Here is a 19,010-nt window from a genome sequence, read left to right on the forward strand (position 1 = left end):
CATGAAAAAATACATTATATACTTCGGAATATTAACAGCTGGCTTGGTTTTAGGTTGGTTGTTTTTTGGAAACTCTTCAACTTCAGAAGAAAAAACCCACCAACATGAATCCTTAGCAATCGAAAATGAATTATGGACCTGTTCAATGCATCCTCAAATTATGCAACCAGAACCTGGAGATTGCCCTATTTGCGGAATGGATTTAATTCCTTCGGAAGCAAGCGCTGACGGGTTAACTGCAAATGAGTTTAAAATAAGTAACAACGCTTTGGCTTTGGCTAATATTGAAACAAGTACGGTTACGTTAAATTCAACTTCAGAAAATACACTTATTTTGTCGGGTAAAATTACAGAAAATGAAAATTCAACAGCCATTCAAACAGCCCACTTTAGTGGAAGAATTGAAAAATTATTCATCAGTACAACAGGCGAAAACGTACACAAAGGTCAATTACTTGCTTCTATGTATGCTCCTGCATTGGTAACTGCTCAAAAAGAATTATTAATTGCATTAGCCAGTAAAAAAACCGACCCTTTATTGTACACTTCGGTTAAAAATAAACTAAAACTATGGAAGCTTTCCGAACAACAAATCAATCAAATTGAAACTTCAAAAAAGATAGTTACCAACTTTCCAATATATGCAAATGTGAACGGTGTTGTTTCTAAAAAAATGGTTGAAGAAGGATCTTATGTAAAAGAGGGGCAAAACTTATTTATGATTTCAAATTTGAATACTGTTTGGGCTGCATTTGATGCGTATGAAAAACAACTTTACTTACTAAATATAGGTGATGCAATAAGCATTACAACCAATGCAAACCCTAACAAAAAAATTAAAGCAACAGTTTCATTTATTAGTCCCGTTTTAAACACTTCAACCAGAATAGTTATTGTACGAGCTGTGCTAAATAATAGTAAAAACGAATTAAAACCCGGTATGTTTATTGAAGGTAAAATAGCCTTAAAAAACCAAGAAAACAAGGCTTTAATCGTTCCGAAAACAGCAGTTTTATGGACAGGAAAAAGATCTATAGTTTATGTAAAAAAGCAACGTAACACACCTATTTTTGAATTGAGAGAGGTAACCTTAGGGAACGAAATTGGAGACTCCTATGAAATTTTAAAAGGCTTGGCAGAAGAAGAAGAAATAGTAACAAACGGAACATTTACAGTTGATGCAGCGGCACAATTACAAGGTAAAAAAAGTATGATGAGTACCAAAGGAGAAAAAGTAATGAACGGTCATGAAAATCGTTCAACTATAACACCTGAAACTTCAAAAACCTCCAATAAACTTAGTTTTGGTGTTCGTGGAAATTGTACCATGTGCAAAGCAACCATTGAAAAAGCAGCGAACAGTGTTTTGGGTGTTTATAGTGCTAATTGGAGCGTTGAAAAAAAGAAAATTGATGTAGTTTTTGACGCTTCAAAAACTACGGAGCTTAAAATTCACAAAGCAATTGCAAACAGTGGTTATGATACTGAAAAAACAAAAGGCAATACTGCTGCCTATAACAATTTACCTACTTGCTGTTTGTACAGTAGAGAAATGAAAATGAATCAGTAGAGAGTTTTAACTAATTCACATAACGTCTAATCAAACTAAAATGACCTTTAAACTCACGCATAACACCGTTATTATCTGTAATTTGAGCCAAGTACCAATAATCTGCATTAAGTGATTCATGACCGTTATACATACCATCCCAACCTTTACTGTTTGCAGTAAAATTAGCTAGCAATTTTCCATAACGATCATAAATATATAGATTAGACTCTGGGAAGAGAGAGAAATCAACCCCTCTTACATTCCAAGTGTCATTTACACCATCTCCATTTGGTGTAAAGAAGTTTGGGAAACCAAATATATAAATGGTTGTTGATGCAATTCCACAGTTATTTTTTTCCTGAACATAAAGGGTATGTTGCCCTGGTTCAAGATTTGAAAAGCTTGGACTATCTTGAAAAGGCCCAGAAATGTCATCTAATGCAAATTCATAATCTCCAATTCCAAGGTTTTTATTTTCAGTAATCACAGTTATTGAATTGTTATTAGAATTATCTAAAATTACAACATCTTCAGAAGAAATAGCCGCAATATTAGACTCGGTGATAGTAATCTGTTTCGGGAACGACTCACAATTCAAATTTGTTGATGCAATTACGGTATAAATACCTGCATTGTTAATCTCAGCATAAGCCTGCTGACTTATAAGGTCTCCCGCTTCATTATACCATTCGTACGTATAAAAACCCTTTGGATTATACGTTGGAACAATTAATGGAGCATTATTTAAACAAACTACGCCCTCTTCTTCTAACTCAAACTCAGGTATTGGATTTACAATTAATTCAATAACAGGAGCTATTCCAAAACAACCTCCATTTACTGAACTTTCTGCCCGAACCCAAATAGTTTGGTTGTTGGGAACTTCACTCAGGTAAGCATTATCTGGGTTTATTTTATTGGATTCTGAAAGCGCATCATCAGAATTTCGATAAAAAGATACTCGTAAATTTTGGGCTGGTAAAAATTGTGCTATTATTTCAGAAGTGGTTTGAGCCAAATCAAATACATGCAATCCATCTATGGAACCATCATCATCACAAGTAATTAATTTACGAACATAACTTGGTGGAAATGCTGTAACCGATACTATTAAGTTTACTTGAACAATTCTAAAGCAGCCATTTGAAGATTCAACTCTGGCATAAACTGTTGAAGCCTTATTGTTTGAAAATGGGTGTTTGGCTTGAATATTAATTCCTGAAGCGGCATCAATTGGCGATAAATGATAGGTTATTTTCAGCGATAAATCTCCAAAAGCAATAAAGGTATCAGCCTCTTCAAGGTTAAAATCTGTTATTCCATCACTTGTTCCATCTTCATCACATTGCCTAAATTCAAAAACTGAAGTCATTGCATTTGGAAGTGGATTCACTTTAATATTAAAAGACGTATCAGAATAACAATCAACATTATTTGGATTATTATTAGTTACCCTTACATAAATAGTTTGTTCATTAACTTCCTTATTTGTGTAAGCTGTTGGGTTTGGTATTTGAATTAAATATTGAGGATCTTCAAAATAATCTATATCAAATATATATTGTGATTGTCCATTTAAAATTTCAACTTCTCTATCCCTTAAATTGAATTCATAAAAACCATTTGTATCGTCACCATCAGACCTATCGTCACAAAACTCCAAATTAGGAATATCTGAAGGAATTGGAGGGTTTGCAGAATCAAAAACTTGCAATGTAAAATTTATGGTATTAAAACAATAGGATACCAATGAATTTTGAATACGCGCATAAATTGTTTCAACTGCATACGGAGTTACAGTTGTATAGGGATTTGTTAAAGCATTTAAATTATTATCTGCATCTGCTTGAGTTGCAAAATAATAAATCTCATAATTTGCTGGATCTTGACTCCCTAAGATTTCTGCATCTTTTAATGTTTTTAAATCGAACTGATAATATCCATCATTGTTATCATCACATTGTAAAATATTTGTTGGTTGATTTGCCACAGCAAAATCAAGCACTTCAATTTCAAAGGAAAGAATGGTAGCACAATCTGATCTTATGCTAGGTTCAGCTCTTGCCCAAATAGTTCTAGTTTTAGAGTTATAACTTTCTGGATTTGGAATCCAACCTTTGCTATCTATAGCATTAAATTCATCTTCATAATAGGTAACAACACCCGTTTCTCCATTTAAAATTTTACTTGTTTGAGATTCTAAATCAAATATATAGCTCCCGTCACCATCATCATCACATTCAATTAAATTAACAGGATTAGCTACGTTTAATGCTCCAGTTACAATCAAATCGAAAGAAGTTACATCGTAACACTTAGAATTTCCTAAACTTTCAATACGAGCCCAAATAGTTGCATTTCCAGAGGTAAGAGGACTCACTTGTGGTGAAGCGCCTGCCAGTGCGAATATATAAGAACTATGATAAGTTACTTTTACATTTGTTTGACCGGATGTAACTCCAGGGGTTTGCAATTCTAAATTAAATGCTTCAACACCATCTAAATCTGCATCACAGGCTGCCAAATTACTTACCGAATTTGCAATAGGCACAGGATGAAACGTAACAACAATATCATCACTCTTTACTTCTAAAGTGCTATTATCTGTAACTTCAACCTTATAATTTCCACTTGCATCAACAAAAAGTGTTGGAGCTGTCTCTAATGGCAGCACTTCGAAAGCACCCGTACTTGAATTTTCTTTATACCAGCTATAACTGTATGAACTTCCAAAAGTTGTTGCATTAAGCACCGTTCCTGCATCTCCCATACAAAAATCTCTATCAGGTCCTAGGTTTACTAAAATATCACAATCTAAAGGATTAGGCTTGCTCATTACAGCGCCTTTCCACTCAATTGAAAACCCTGCATTGTTACCATCGTATTGATTTACAAAAATAAGATATTCATCACCTGCATTAACTGTCATCCAAGATTCATAAGCATCAGGATTTGAACCTGAAGGGTAATCATTTCCGACTCCTGTAGCTCCATTATTTGCCCTAAAATTACATGCAACAGGCTCACCCAAAGCACCACACGTAGGGTTTGGACCAAAAACAGCAAAATCCCAATCTTCTGAGGTACTATTCGGAATAATATTAAAACCGAAGTCTCCACTTTCAGCTAATTTAACTTTAAACCAATATGAATTTACCTCAATGGTAGATGATCCATTTTTTAGTCTTAAACAGCCTAACTCATCTCGTCCATTAAAATCGTCATTTCCATACCCATTCACAACTCCTCCTGCAGCGTCAGCATTCGTACATACAGGTAAAGCAGTGGAACAATCTGCTTGACTATAACCATGAAATAGGCCAAAAATTAAACAAATAAGAAAGGAGAATTTATATTTATTCATGAATTTTGTCTTGGAGTTTCATATAGGTTCATCAGATAAATTGAAATGCTTTCTACTCAAAATTAAAGATTTATTCCTAAAATCAAAGTTTTTATACTAATTTATAGTTAATTACACTAAAACTCTATAAAAATAAAAAAAGGGTTTGTATTTAAATACAAACCCTTTTTTTATTTTTATAGAGTGAATTATATGTTAGCTGCTAACCAATCTCCTACCTCACTTGTTCCGTAAGCTTTTCCTCCGTCAGCTAAATCTTCAGTAACAATACCTTTATTTAGGGCATTGTTAACTGCTTCTCTAATTGCTTTTCCTTCTGCATGTAAACCAAAGTTTTCAAACATCATAGCTGCTGACAAAACGGTAGCCATTGGATTTGCAATATTTAATCCTGTTGCTTGCGGATACGATCCGTGAATTGGCTCAAACAAACCAATATCAGACCCTAAAGATGCTGATGGCATTAAGCCCATAGATCCAGAAATTACAGAAGCCTCATCAGTTAAAATGTCTCCAAATAAGTTTTCAGTAATTAATACATCGTAGCTATTTGGCCATTGTACTAAACGCATAGCAACTGCATCAACAAATTCATAAGAAACGGCAACTTCTGGATAATCTTTTTCCATAGCTTGAACAGTTTCTCTCCATAAACGAGATGTTTCTAATACATTTGCTTTATCAACACAACACAATCTTTTAGAACGTGTCATTGCCAATTCAAAACCTTTTTTAGCCAAACGCTGAACTTCTTCACGTGTATACACACAATTATCAAAAGCAGTTTCACCACCATCTCTTCTACCTTTTTCTCCAAAGTAAATACCACCTGTTAATTCTCTTAAGAAAACTAAGTCGGTACCCTCAATGCGCTCTCTTTTTAATGGAGATTTATCTAATAAAGAAGGAAATGTAAATGTAGGACGTACATTTGCAAATAATCCTAAAGCTTTACGCATTTTTAACAATCCTTGTTCTGGACGAACTGTTGCTGAAGGATCGTTATCAAAACGAGGATGACCAATTGCTCCAAATAAAACAGCGTCAGAGTTTTTACAAATTTCGTGTGTTTCATCAGGGTAAGGCTCTCCAACTGCATCAATGGCAGCTGCACCTGTTAAGGCAGGTTTCCAGCTAATTTCATGATTAAATTTAGTTGCTACAACATCACAAACTTTAACTGCTTGATCTATCACTTCTGGTCCAATTCCGTCTCCTGCTAAAAGTGCTATATTTAATTTCATTCTAGTATAATTTTAATATTTTATTTTATTCTTTATCTTGAAAATAGTTTTTAGATTAAAAACTATCTGATATTTAACATTTTTTGGGTGGCTTTTATTGCTGATACCGTTTGATCACAATCTAAACCTCGTGTTATAAACTTATTGTTTTTACTTTCCCACGTAATAATAGTTTCACAAAGCGCTGCCGAAGTACTTCCTGGAGGAATACGAACGGCATAATCTACCAATTGTGGCATAGTCATACGCTTCTTTTTGTATAACTTTCTCAATGCATTCATAAAAGCATCAAACTGCCCATCGCCTTGTGCATGTTCTTCATATAGTTCACCATCAATTTTAACAGCAACTGTTGTTGAAGGTTTTAACCCTTTTGAATGGGTTAACACGTAAGATTCTACTGTAATTCGTTCTTCATACAAACTACTTTCCAACACATCAGAAATAATGTATGGCAAATCTTCCTTAGTAACTAATTCTTTTTTATCACCCAACTCAATAATTCGTTGTGTAACTTTCAACAAATCAACCTGATCTAACTCTAAGCCAAGTTCTTGCAAATTCTTTTCAATATTTGCTTTGCCTGAAGTTTTTCCTAAAGCATATTTACGTTTTCTACCAAAACGCTCAGGCATTAAATCGTTAAAGTATAGGTTATTTTTGTTATCACCATCCGCATGAATTCCTGCTGTTTGCGTAAATACATTATCACCTACAACTGGTTTATTTGATGGGATTCGAACTCCTGAAAATGTCTCAATTATTTTACTAACTGAAAATAAAGATGTCTCTTTTACATTTATTTCAACCTCATCTTTAAAGAAATCGTTAATCACAGCAACTACACTTGCCATTGGTGCGTTTCCTGCTCTTTCACCCATTCCATTCACCGTTAAATGCAATCCTTTTGCACCGGCTTTTATAGCTTCCATCACATTTGCCACACTTAAATCGTAATCGTTATGTGCGTGAAAATCAAAATGTACTTCTGGATATTTTTTTGTTACTTGAGAAAAATATTCAAAAGTTTCAGTATGCGTTAACACACCTAAAGTATCTGGCAGTAGAATTCTTTCTACAGGTAGCGTTACTAAAAAGTCTAATAATTGAAAAACATATTCGGGCGAATTATGCATTCCATTACTCCAATCTTCCAAATAAACATTGGTTGCAATCCCCGCTTTTTGAGCTGACAAAACTACTTCTTTTATTTCTGAAAAATGTTGCTCGGGTGTTTTTTTAAGTTGATGTGTTAAATGATTTAAAGAACCTTTGGTTAATAAGTTTTGAACCTTTGCTCCTGCTCTTATCATCCAATCAATAGATCTTCCACCATCAACAAATGTCAACATTTCAATTCTATCAATATAGCCATTTTTATTTGCCCAATCTGTAATTGATTTTACTGCGTTAAATTCCCCTTCTGAAACTCTGGCAGACGCAACTTCAATTCTATCAACATTTAATTCTTCAAGCAATAATTTTGCAATGGTTAATTTTTCACCAGAGGGAAAAGACACTCCGGAGGTTTGTTCACCATCCCGAAGCGTCGTATCCATTATTTCAATTTTTCTTTTTGACATATTTGGTTTATTGTCATTCCTGCGAAAGCAGGTGTGCATATGTTTTTTGAGCTGTTTAAATTCCTACCTCAACAGGAATAACAAAACAAAATTTTATTAAAATGGTCTTGTTTCAGCGAAAGCCGAAATTTCTTCTTTCATTTTTGTTAAATAGTCAATATCATCATAACCATTTAACATGTTTTCCTTTTTGTAACTATTAATTTCAAAAGATTCCTGAGCTCCAGTAGCCAAAATTGTAATGGTTTGTTTTGGTAAATCAATTTCAATTTCAGTGTTTGGATCTGCTTCAATTGCTTTAAAAATTTGGTCTAAAAATTCCGCACTTACCTGCACAGGTAAAACACCAATATTTAAACAGTTTCCTCTAAAAATATCTGCAAAGAAACTTGAAACAACACAACGGAATCCATAGTCATAAACAGCCCAAGCTGCATGCTCTCTAGATGAACCTGAACCAAAGTTTTTACCTCCAACTAAAATTTTCCCTTTATAAATTGGATTGTTAAACACAAATGATTCTTTTGGTGTATTGTCTGGATTGTATCTCCAGTCTCTAAATAAGTTATCTCCAAATCCTTTACGTTCTGTTGCTTTTAAGAAACGAGCAGGAATAATTTGATCGGTATCCACATTTTCAATTGGTAATGGAACCGCTGTACTTTTTAATATTTCGAATTTATCGTAAGCCATTATATTTGCTTTTGGCTACTAGCTTTTAGCTTCGGTCTGCTAACTAGTAGTGTTAATTTTACTTATTAATTTATTTAAACTTCTTTTTAATTGGTCTACTTTTCCAACTAAATTGGTAATATCTTTTTCTGAAACAATATTTAAATCTTTCACAAGAATTAAAAAATATTCCAACTCTGTTGCTGAGCCGTTTGCAATAACAAGAAACCTTTTAAACTCCACTTCACTTTCTCTTCCACAACCTTCTGCAATATTCGCTGGAACTGAAGATGAAGCTCTTTTCATTTGACTTGTTAATCCGTATTGTTCATTTTTTGGAAAACTCATTGTTAACTTATAAACATCTAATGTAATTTGATGCCCTAATTCCCAAACTTGATATTTCCTAAAATTTCTCATTCAACAAATTTAATTAGCCAATCGCAAATTGCTAAAGGCTAAAAACACTTTTATAAAAGTGTTCTTGGATCAGTTACAACTCCTGTTACTGCTGTTGCTGCTGCAACTAACGGACTTGCCAACATAGTTTTTGAACCTGGACCTTGACGACCTTCAAAGTTTCTGTTTGATGTACTTACTGCAACTTTTCCTGCAGGAACTTTATCATCATTCATTGCTAAACAAGCTGAACAACCTGGCTCACGCAATACAAAACCAGCTTCATTAAAGATTGCTAACAACCCTTCTTCTTTTATTTTAGCTTCAACAATATGCGAACCTGGAACTAACCAAGCTGTAATATTAGCTGCTTTCTTACGTCCTTTTACAATAGAAGCAAAAGCTCTAAAATCTTCAATTCTACCGTTGGTACAACTTCCAATAAATACATAATCTACTGGTTTCCCAATCATAGTATCTCCTTCAGCAAATCCCATATAATCTAATGATTTTTTATAGGTTGCTGCACCACCTTCAACTTGATCAGCTGATGGAATGTTTTGTGAAATTCCAGTTCCCATTCCTGGGTTGGTTCCGTAAGTAATCATTGGTTCAATTTCAGAAGCACTAAAAGTTAATTCTTCATCAAAAACAGCATCTTCATCAGTACTTAACGTTTCCCAATAAGCCATTGCTTTATCCCAATCTGCTCCTTTTGGTGCAAATTGTCTTCCTTTTACATATTCAAAAGTTTTCTCATCTGGAGCAATCATTCCTCCACGAGCTCCCATTTCAATACTCAAGTTACAAACAGTCATACGACCTTCCATAGTCATATTTCTAAATACATTACCTGCATATTCTACAAAATAACCTGTAGCTCCAGAAGTTGTTAATTTAGAAATTATAAATAAAGCAACATCTTTAGGTGTAACACCTAAACCTAACTCACCATTTACGTTGATACGCATTTTTTTAGGTTTTGGTTGCATAATACATTGTGATGAAAGTACCATTTCAACTTCTGAAGTACCAATACCAAATGCAATAGCTCCAAAAGCACCATGTGTTGATGTATGAGAATCTCCACATACAATCGTAGCACCTGGCAATGTAATTCCGTATTCAGGACCTACAACGTGTACAATACCATTTTGTTGATGTCCTAATCCCCAGTGAGAAATTCCCCATTCGGCAGAATTTTCTTCCAAAGCCTTCAATTGGTTTGCTGAAAGTGGATCTTCAACTGGTAAATGTTGATTAATTGTTGGTGTGTTATGGTCTGCTGTAGCAAAAGTTCTATTAGGAAATAAAACACTATTATTTCTACTTTTCAACCCTAAAAAAGCTACGGGACTTGTAACTTCATGAATTAAATGTCTATCAATAAATAGCACATCTGGTCCGCCTTCAATTTTACGAACAACATGTGAATCCCAAACTTTGTCAAATAATGTAGTACTCATTTATTATGTTTTTAATTGTATTTGTTTTTTGTAATTAAGATTAATTTTGTTCAATTACAACAATCGGTGCAAATTTAAAAAAAGAAATAAGTACACTAAGTTCATTCTATATTTAATACGATACCCAAAGCGATTTTTCATACATTCAAATTAAACTCTAAATTTGAACGCTATTTCCAAACTTCAATAATTAGTTTTCATTTTATCATTTTCACCGTATTTCAAAAATAATAAAATTTCATCCAAAATTAATTATTTTACACATTTAAACCAAAAACACCAACATATTTTAATAAAAAACAAAATATACACCTATATAATAAATTATTAACAACAAAACTTCACCTTTATTTTTATCTTTTAAAGGTAAAACCATCTATTTAGCTACAATTAACACGAGTAATCATCTTCATTTTTCACGTTTTTTAAAATCTAAATTATACGATATCCAAAAAGTTCTAGAAGGTTTTAATTGATTACGAATACTGTTTTTTAATTTAAAAACAGTAAAATTCATGAATCTACATTTATGTAATTTTTATTGGTTTTTTTACATAAATGTAACTTTAGAACCATTTAAAATAAACCCAAACAACTTACTTTCAGTGAATTATATTTTATGGCACTAGATTTGTTTCTTAGCTACCACAGTTAGTTACAACACTTTAAATAAAATATTTACTATGAATATAATTATCCCTGTTACAGATTTAGAACATGACAAAAAAACACTAGCTAAAGGTTTTCATAACACCAATTACGCCTGTATTTACAACAGTCTAAACAGCAGTTACAAGTGGTTAAAAACTAAGGAGCTAAGCAACTTAGAAGACAACCTTAGTATTGCTTTAAAACACCAAGGTATTTATACAATCATCACAAGTCACATGCCTTATTTAGCCTTACGATTGTTTAAAGAAAGTGGTTTAACAGTGTATAAATCAAAAGGAAAATGTTTGGAAGAAAATATTGAATTATTTTTAAAAGATGAGCTTGCTCCTTTTTCTGCTCAGCAATTATTTAATACGTCTAATTGCAGTAGTTCTTGTAATTCTTGTGGTTCATCTTGTAATTAAAAAAGCTAAGTATGGCATTAAGCAAAGCAATAACATTTGTTAAAACAGCAAGTAGTAATGAAGAATTAAGGAATGCTTGCACTTCTTTTTCAAAAGAGAAACTACTACTTAAATTAAATTTTAGTGAAGTAGAATTTGAAGACGCCATAAACATGCAACTGGTAAAATGCCAAAGCTATGAACAGGCTGAAGTATATCAACAATTAAGAATATGGTTTTTATTAATATAATTTTATGGAATATAGAGATTTAGAAAAAGTGCGTTCAATAATAGATAACGCAACAGGTTTGCCAGTTGGCTACGCTTATGACGATTTGGTGTTTCCAGATTACACAGCATTTATTATACAATTTGATGATACAAATTCATTTAATTTTTTCTGCTACTTTCACGAAGATTGCAATGAAAAAGAAACACTTTTTAAAGATCTTTCAAATGCCTGTCTTCAACAAAAATGTACGCTAACATTAAAAGGTGAATTTAAATTAGAACAAAAAAACGAAGAAATAGCACTACAATTTATATAACTAAATTACTATGGCAAACAAAAAACTTAACTGGAAAAATTGGCTACAAGAAGGAGACCAATATATGAAAGCATATGGAACAAAAAATTTATTTGGTCCAGAAATAAGATACAACTTGGTTTCAATGTCTTTTGAAGCTTACACCATGGCTATATTAGATTTTCACAATTCTTTGCCCGAAAATCATACATATTCAGATCTTATGTACGCTTTAGAAACCGTAATTCCAATAGACAAAATACTTAAAAATCGTATTTTAAAATATGAAAATATACAATCTATTTGTTCTATTGAAAAGTACCATACTACTGCCCCAACAGAGGACGAACTTATAGATTTAAAAGGTGCAGTTATTGAAATAAGCACACTTGCACATGCAACTTGTAATTAAATTATATTTAAAATATTGAGGTTAAGTATAAGGTTCAAAAATTATTATTTTTTAATTTTATACTTAGCTACATTCACAGCATATTTTTCAATTCTCAATCCTAGCTTTCTATTCGAAATCCCTAGTTCTTTTGCTGCTTGCATTATGTTTCCTTTTTTAGCAATTAAACAATCAATAATCAACTGTTTTTCTACTTTTTCAACAATAATTTGAAGCGAACCTTTACTAAAAGTGCTTGATGATTGTGCCGTTTGAAGTGTTGGTGGAAGATTTCCTATTCTTATTACTTGATCTGTACTAATAATTGCAGCACGTTCAATACAGTTTTCTAATTCTCTAATATTCCCAGGCCAATTATAAATCATTAAAGCATCAATAGCAGAAGAAGAAATACGAATGATATTTGTTCCGTTTTTCTTATTTGTTTTTTGAATAAAATGATCTGCTAAAAGCGGAATATCATTTAGTCGTTCACGCAAAGCCGGCATATACAACGGAAACACATTTAAACGGTAATACAAATCTTCCCTAAATTTACCTTCAACAATAGCATTTTCTAGGTTTCTATTGGTTGCGGTAATTATTCTTACATTGCAATTCATTGTTTTACTTCCCCCAAGTCGTTCAAATTGTTTTTCCTGAAGCACTCTTAACAATTTAATTTGCATATGTGCCGACAATTCTCCTATTTCATCAATAAATATTGTTCCACTGTCAGCCAATTCAAATCTCCCTTTTTTCAACTCTGAAGCTCCGGTAAACGCGCCTTTTTCGTGTCCAAATAATTCACTTTCAATTAAGGTTTCAGGCAAGGCAGCACAATTTACTTTTATAAATGGCTTAGATGCTCTTGCACTTTTATAATGTATAGCATCAGCAATTAGCTCTTTCCCAACACCACTTTCACCTCTAATTAATACGGTAGCTTGTGTATTTGAAACTTGCTCTATTTGTTTAAATACCTCTCGAAGTTTAGAACAATTTCCAACAATATTTTCATAAGAAAACCTATTTTCAAGTTCTAGGTGTAATTTTTCATTTTCATTTTTTAAGCGTTGTATTTCCTCAACCCTATCTTGTCTTGCGCGCACCGCTTGCGCAACCATAGAACCTATAACTGTAAGAATTCGTATCAACTCATCCTTATTTACGCGTTCATCATAAACTCGTGAAATACTTAAAGTTCCAACTATTTCAAAATCTACCTTTATTGGAACTATAATAAATGAAATATCTTTTTTACTTTTAGTTTGAAGATCCATTTTGGTTTTATTCACAAAACCTTGAGATCCTTCAATTTTATCTATATAAATAGGCTTACCACTTTTTACTACATTACCTGTAACCCCTTCACCAACCATGTAACGCCCTTGCTTTTTATCATCGTAAGAAATACCGTAAGAAGCTTCTATCAAAATTTTTGAAACCTCACGATTTAAAATTGACAACATAGAGCGTTCAGCATCTAAATATTTTGCCACCAATTCCATAATAGGATCCATTATTTCTTTAATAAACCTACTATTATTGATCATTGTGCTTATTTCAAACAATAAAGGCAATTCAGTATCTCCCTTACAAAACCTACCAGCTTTGTGGCAGTAATGACTTTTAAATCCGTCTTTTATGGTGTTATTTAATTCCGTAGACATGGGGTAACTGTTTTTATTTCATCTTTTTACAAGTAAAATATTAATTTACAAAAATACTATATTTTTAATAAAAATACGTTTTAATCTTATTTTTAACAACGAAAACGTATTAGTAGTGTTTTTTATTTAATATTATTTGTGTTTTAATAAAAAAAATACAATTACACTTTTGTAAAAACACTTCTAAAACCTTACATAAACGTAAATTTTTGAATTTGATAAAACTGCCACAAAATAAACTACTTATTTTTTTAAACCACTCAAAAACAACAAATTAAATACCTTATTCAACCAATCTATTTCAATCTTAAATTTTATTGGCACAGAAAGTGAAAAAAGGAAATCAAATATTCATTAAATAATTTTCATTATGAGAAAAATAGCAATTTACGGTAAAGGTGGTATTGGAAAATCAACTACTACACAAAACACAGTGGCTGGATTAGCCGAAATGGGAAAAAAAGTGATGGTTGTAGGATGTGATCCTAAAGCAGATTCAACACGACTTCTTTTAGGAGGTTTAGCCCAAAAAACAGTATTAGATACTTTAAGAGAAGAAGGTGAAGATGTTGTATTTGAAGACATTGTAAAACCAGGTTACGGAAACACTAGCTGTACAGAATCTGGGGGTCCTGAACCAGGAGTTGGATGTGCTGGTCGTGGTATTATCACATCTATCAACATGTTAGAACAACTTGGAGCTTACGAAGAAGACAAAGCTTTAGACTATGCTTTTTACGATGTACTAGGTGATGTTGTATGTGGTGGATTTGCAATGCCAATTAGAGATGGTAAAGCTGAAGAAATTTACATTGTAGTTTCTGGAGAAATGATGGCAATGTACGCTGCTAATAATATTTGTAAAGGTATTGTGAAATTTGCACAAGCAGGTGCGGTACGTTTAGGAGGCCTTATTTGTAACAGTCGTTTGGTTGACAACGAAAGACAAATGATTGAAGAGTTAGCTAAAAAATTAGGAACACAAATGATTCATTTTGTACCTCGTGATAATATGGTTCAAAAGGCTGAAATTCATAGAAAAACAGTAATTGAATATGCTCCTGAACATCCACAAGCAGATGAATACAGAACACTTGCTAAAAAAATTGACCAAAACCAATTGTTTGTAGTTCCAACACCTCTTGAAATAGAAGAATTAGAAGGACTATTAATCGAATTTGGAATTTTAAACTAAAGAAAACACTCATTTTAAAAAATATCAATATGCAATTAATTAGAGCCATTGTAAGATCCGAGAAATCTGCAACCGTAATAAAAGCCTTATTTGAAGCTGGTTATGTAGCTGTTACAAAAGTACCTGTTGTAGGACGTGGTAAACAACGTGGAATTAAAATTGGAGACATTACTTACGACGAAATTCCTAAAGATTTATTAATGATTGTGGTGAAAGATGAAGATAAAGATTTCCCAATTAAAACAATTATTGAAGCTGCTCGTACAGGAGAAAACGGTGCTTTTGGAGATGGAAAAATCTTTGTAAGCTCAGTAGAAGAAGCCTACACAATAAGTCGTGGGACAAAAGAACTTTAAAACTCAATAAAAATGAAGACGATAATAGCTATTCTACGAATTCACACAATGAATAAAACAAAAGAAGCACTCTCTAATGCAGGGTTGCCATCTTTTACTGCTACAGGTCAGGTTTTTGGACGAGGTAAAGGAAAATGGGATGCCGAAGTTATGGAAGGTGTTAGAAACAATCAACCAGAAGCTATTGCGCTTTTAGGACCTGAACCAAGACTTCGACTACACAGAATGATTACACTAACAGTAGAAGATTCTAAAGTAAAAACAGCTGTGGAAGAAATCATGAACGCCAACAGAACAGATGTACCTGGAGACGGAAAAATATTTGTACTTCCTAATTCAGAAGTCATAAGTATTCGCACAGGTGAATCTGGAGATAGTGTATTAGATTAACAGTTAAAACAAAAAATATGTCTACAGATAATAAAACTAATATGTTTCCAGACTCATCAGATCTGATAGAGGAAATATTAAATAAATACCCGAGCAAAGTAGCTAAAAAAAGAGCTAAATCTTTGGTTACAAATGATCCAGAAATAGACCAAGAAATTCAATCGAATATTCGAACTATTCCAGGGATTATTACTCAAAGAGGTTGTTGTTACGCTGGTTGTAAAGGGGTAATACTAGGGCCAACACGTGATATTATAAACATCGTACACGGTCCTATTGGATGCTCATTTTACGCTTGGCTTACACGAAGAAATCAAACCGATGCAGGACCCGATGGTGAAAATTACATGAACTATTGCTTTTCTACCGATATGCAAGATACCAACATTGTTTTTGGAGGTGAAAAAAAATTGGAAGAAGCTATTCGTGAAGCTTACGAAATATTTAAACCACATTCAATTGGGGTATTTTCTACCTGTCCAATTGGTTTAATTGGAGACGATGTTCATGCCGTTTCAAGAAAAATGAAAGAAGAACTAGATATCAATATTTTTGGTTTTAGTTGTGAAGGTTATAAAGGGGTTAGCCAATCGGCTGGTCACCACATTGCAAACAACGGAATCTTTAAACATGTTGTTGGTTTAAACAATACCGATCCTGGTGGAAAATTCAAACTAAACCTTCTTGGTGAATATAATATTGGTGGAGATTCATTTGTTCTTGAAAAATATTTTGAAGAAATGGGTATTACATTGGTTTCAACATTTAGTGGAAACTCAACCATGAGTCAGTTTGAAAACGCTCATATGGCCGATTTAAATGCGGTAATGTGTCATAGATCAATCAACTATATTGCTGAAATGCTTGAGAAAAAGCACGGTATTCCTTGGATTAAAATAAACTTTATTGGAGCAGATGCTACAGCAAAATCATTACGAAAAATTGCTAAGTATTTTGAAGATGAAGAGCTAATGGCTAAAACTGAAGAAATTATTGCACGTGAAATGTTAGAAGTTCAAGCAACAATTGAAGATGTAAAAAGCAGAACCGAAGGTAAATTATGTATGATGTACGTTGGTGGATCTAGAGCGCACCACTACCAAGAATTATTTGGTGAAATAGGTATGCGCACCATTTCTGCTGGTTACGAATTTGGACACCGTGATGATTACGAAGGAAGAAAAGTTTTAGACAGTATAAAAATTGATGCCGATAGTAGAAACATTGAAGAATTGGATATTGTTAAAGATGAAGCCAATTGGAGAGACGATTTAGTAGCAAAAAAGACTTCTCTTGAAGATAAAGGCTATGGATTCTCTGAATATGAAGGAATGATGCCTGATATGGAAAAAAACAGTTTGGTTATCGACGATATTTCACATTGGGAAACTGAAAAATTAATTGAATACTACAAACCTGATATTATTGGAGCAGGTATTAAAGAAAAGTATGTAATTCAAAAATATGGAGTGCCGTTAAAACAGCTTCATAGTTACGATTACGGAGGGCCTTATGCAGGTTTCAAAGGAGCCGTTAATTTCTATAATGACATTGATAAAATGGTGAACACTAAAATTTGGGGATTAATTCCACCGCCTTGGAAAAACGAACCTGAATTAGTAGCTAAAATGGCTGACACAGCTTATTAAGCTATTTCAAACCCATTTATAAAAACAATTTATAAACTTAAATTAGACACATTATGTTATTAAGACATACTACAAAAGATATAAAAGAACGGAAGTCATTAACCATAAATCCTGCCAAAACTTGCCAACCGGTTGGCGCAATGTATGCAGCACTTGGAATACATGGATGCCTACCTCACAGTCACGGTTCGCAAGGCTGTTGTTCGTATCACAGAAGCGCACTTACACGTCACTACAAAGAGCCTATTATGGCCGCAACAAGTTCATTTACAGAAGGTTCATCAGTATTTGGAGGGCAATCAAACCTAATACAGGCAATTGACAATATTTTTACCATTTACGAACCAGAAGTAATTGCAGTACACTCAACTTGTTTATCAGAAACTATTGGTGATGACCTTACTCAAATTGTTGAAAAAGCAAGAGATGGTGGTAAAATACCTGAAGGTAAACACGTAATATTTTGCAATACGCCTAGTTATATTGGATCTCACGTTACTGGATATTCAAATATGGTAAGCGGAATGGTTAAATTATTATCAAAATCTACCGGTGTAACAAACGATAAAATAAACTTGATTTCTGGTTGGGTTGAACCTTCAGACATGAGAGAAGTAAAAAGAATGGCCAACCTTATGGGAGCTAATTTTACACTTTTCCCAGATACTTCTGATGTTGTTGATGCGCCACAAACAGGTAGTTACGAAATGTATCCAAAAGGAGGAACTACAATTCCAGATTTAATAGCTTCAGGAGATAATAAAGCAACTTTAGCTTTTGGAAAATGGGCTACTGAAGATGCTGCTATTAAATTAGAAAACAAGTGTAAAGTTCCGTTTGAAGCTACAGAACTCCCTATTGGAGTAAGAGCAACCGACCGTTTTATTATGGAATTGTCAAAACTTGCTGAAGTAGGAATTCCAGAAGCAATTACTGCCGAACGAGGAAGATTGGTTGATATGATAACAGATATGCAACAGTACCTACACGGAAAACGTGTTGCCTTATTTGGTGATCCAGATCAATTAATTCCATTGGTTGAATTTTTGTTAGACATGAACATGAAACCTGTTTACATCGTTTCAGGAACTCCCGGAAAAAAAATGCACAAACGCTTAGAAGAATTGTTGCTTCCAACTGTACCTGAAGCTAAATTCCAAAATGGAAAAGGAGCCGATATGTATTTATTACACCAATGGATTAAAAACGAAGGTGTTGATTTATTAATTGGTAACAGCTACGGTAAATATATTGCTAGAGACGAAAATATTCCATTTTTAAGAATGGGATTCCCAATTCTTGACCGTGTAGGTCACTCTTATTTCCCAACATTAGGGTATATGGGCGGACTTCGAATTTTAGAAAAAATATTAGATCTTATCATGGACAAACAAGATTTAGAATCTTCTGAACCTGAGTTTGAATTGGTAATGTAATTCGAAAAATAAACAACTATTCAAAATTTGAAAAATGAACGTATAATTAAAATCAAA

17 protein-coding genes are annotated in these 19,010 nt (G+C 33.1%); 10 read left to right on the forward strand and 7 right to left on the reverse strand.

Annotated elements, in window-relative coordinates; all coding sequences use genetic code 11:
* Position 1: 1 nt before the first annotated feature.
* Complete coding sequence (locus CHB67_RS13700; RefSeq protein WP_176461282.1) at positions 2 to 1,570, forward strand: efflux RND transporter periplasmic adaptor subunit; 1,569 nt, start codon at positions 2 to 4, stop codon at positions 1,568 to 1,570.
* A 10-nt stretch (positions 1,571 to 1,580) separates the two neighbouring features.
* Here CHB67_RS13700 and CHB67_RS13705 read toward each other — a convergent pair whose 3' ends face one another.
* From CHB67_RS13705 to leuC, 6 genes are all read right to left on the reverse strand, one after another.
* On the reverse strand, positions 1,581 to 4,916 hold the full coding sequence (locus tag CHB67_RS13705; protein ID WP_089382353.1) for a T9SS type B sorting domain-containing protein: 3,336 nt from the start codon (positions 4,914 to 4,916) through the stop codon (positions 1,581 to 1,583).
* 188 nt (positions 4,917 to 5,104) lie between these two features.
* The gene (leuB, locus tag CHB67_RS13710) at positions 5,105 to 6,160 is read right to left on the reverse strand and encodes a 3-isopropylmalate dehydrogenase (protein WP_089382354.1); all 1,056 of its coding nucleotides are present in this window, start codon (positions 6,158 to 6,160) and stop codon (positions 5,105 to 5,107) included.
* A gap of 62 nt (positions 6,161 to 6,222) precedes the next feature.
* Positions 6,223 to 7,743, reverse strand: coding sequence for an alpha-isopropylmalate synthase regulatory domain-containing protein (locus CHB67_RS13715; protein WP_089382355.1), 1,521 nt, complete (start codon positions 7,741 to 7,743; stop codon positions 6,223 to 6,225).
* Positions 7,744 to 7,839: 96 nt separating this feature from the next.
* Positions 7,840 to 8,436 carry a 3-isopropylmalate dehydratase small subunit gene (leuD, locus tag CHB67_RS13720; protein WP_089382356.1) on the reverse strand — a complete coding sequence of 199 codons (597 nt, stop codon included), beginning with the start codon at positions 8,434 to 8,436 and terminating at the stop codon, positions 7,840 to 7,842.
* 39 nt (positions 8,437 to 8,475) lie between these two features.
* Positions 8,476 to 8,835 carry a four helix bundle protein gene (locus tag CHB67_RS13725; protein ID WP_089382357.1) on the reverse strand — a complete coding sequence of 120 codons (360 nt, stop codon included), beginning with the start codon at positions 8,833 to 8,835 and terminating at the stop codon, positions 8,476 to 8,478.
* A 50-nt stretch (positions 8,836 to 8,885) separates the two neighbouring features.
* Positions 8,886 to 10,280, reverse strand: a complete 1,395-nt coding sequence (gene leuC / locus CHB67_RS13730) for a 3-isopropylmalate dehydratase large subunit (RefSeq protein WP_089382358.1) — start codon at positions 10,278 to 10,280, stop codon at positions 8,886 to 8,888.
* Positions 10,281 to 10,963: 683 nt separating this feature from the next.
* Between leuC and CHB67_RS13735 the strand changes: the two genes are divergently transcribed.
* The 4 genes from CHB67_RS13735 to CHB67_RS13750 are packed head-to-tail and all read left to right on the forward strand — an operon-like array spanning position 10,964 to position 12,275.
* Complete coding sequence (locus CHB67_RS13735) at positions 10,964 to 11,356, forward strand: NifB/NifX family molybdenum-iron cluster-binding protein (RefSeq protein ID WP_089382359.1); 393 nt, start codon at positions 10,964 to 10,966, stop codon at positions 11,354 to 11,356.
* An 11-nt stretch (positions 11,357 to 11,367) separates the two neighbouring features.
* Positions 11,368 to 11,586 (forward strand): hypothetical protein, encoded by a 219-nt coding sequence (locus tag CHB67_RS13740; RefSeq protein WP_089382360.1) that lies wholly within the window; start codon positions 11,368 to 11,370, stop codon positions 11,584 to 11,586.
* A 4-nt stretch (positions 11,587 to 11,590) separates the two neighbouring features.
* Positions 11,591 to 11,884 (forward strand): hypothetical protein, encoded by a 294-nt coding sequence (locus CHB67_RS13745; protein ID WP_089382361.1) that lies wholly within the window; start codon positions 11,591 to 11,593, stop codon positions 11,882 to 11,884.
* Positions 11,885 to 11,894: 10 nt separating this feature from the next.
* The gene (locus CHB67_RS13750) at positions 11,895 to 12,275 is read left to right on the forward strand and encodes a hypothetical protein (protein WP_089382362.1); all 381 of its coding nucleotides are present in this window, start codon (positions 11,895 to 11,897) and stop codon (positions 12,273 to 12,275) included.
* A gap of 44 nt (positions 12,276 to 12,319) precedes the next feature.
* On the opposite strand, the gene CHB67_RS13755 is transcribed toward CHB67_RS13750, so the two are convergent.
* Positions 12,320 to 13,927: a sigma-54 interaction domain-containing protein gene (locus CHB67_RS13755; protein ID WP_089382363.1), complete on the reverse strand. Its 1,608-nt coding sequence runs from the start codon at positions 13,925 to 13,927 to the stop codon at positions 12,320 to 12,322.
* Positions 13,928 to 14,297: 370 nt separating this feature from the next.
* Between CHB67_RS13755 and nifH the strand changes: the two genes are divergently transcribed.
* Genes nifH through nifK form a run of 5 tightly spaced genes read left to right on the forward strand, consistent with a single transcriptional unit; the run spans position 14,298 to position 18,953 of the window.
* Entirely contained in the window at positions 14,298 to 15,122 is an 825-nt protein-coding gene (gene nifH / locus CHB67_RS13760; protein ID WP_089382364.1) for a nitrogenase iron protein, read from the forward strand.
* 29 nt (positions 15,123 to 15,151) lie between these two features.
* Positions 15,152 to 15,478, forward strand: coding sequence for a P-II family nitrogen regulator (locus CHB67_RS13765; RefSeq protein WP_089382365.1), 327 nt, complete (start codon positions 15,152 to 15,154; stop codon positions 15,476 to 15,478).
* 12 nt (positions 15,479 to 15,490) lie between these two features.
* The gene (locus CHB67_RS13770; RefSeq protein ID WP_089382366.1) at positions 15,491 to 15,868 is read left to right on the forward strand and encodes a P-II family nitrogen regulator; all 378 of its coding nucleotides are present in this window, start codon (positions 15,491 to 15,493) and stop codon (positions 15,866 to 15,868) included.
* Positions 15,869 to 15,885: 17 nt separating this feature from the next.
* On the forward strand, positions 15,886 to 17,517 hold the full coding sequence (gene nifD / locus CHB67_RS13775) for a nitrogenase molybdenum-iron protein alpha chain (RefSeq protein ID WP_089382367.1): 1,632 nt from the start codon (positions 15,886 to 15,888) through the stop codon (positions 17,515 to 17,517).
* Positions 17,518 to 17,570: 53 nt separating this feature from the next.
* A complete protein-coding gene (gene nifK, locus CHB67_RS13780; RefSeq protein ID WP_089382368.1) occupies positions 17,571 to 18,953 on the forward strand; it encodes a nitrogenase molybdenum-iron protein subunit beta in 1,383 nt (460 codons plus the stop codon).
* Positions 18,954 to 19,010 lie beyond the last annotated feature (57 nt).

The sequence above is a fragment of the Lutibacter agarilyticus genome (assembly GCF_900188235.1).
Lineage (GTDB): Bacteria > Bacteroidota > Bacteroidia > Flavobacteriales > Flavobacteriaceae > Lutibacter > Lutibacter agarilyticus.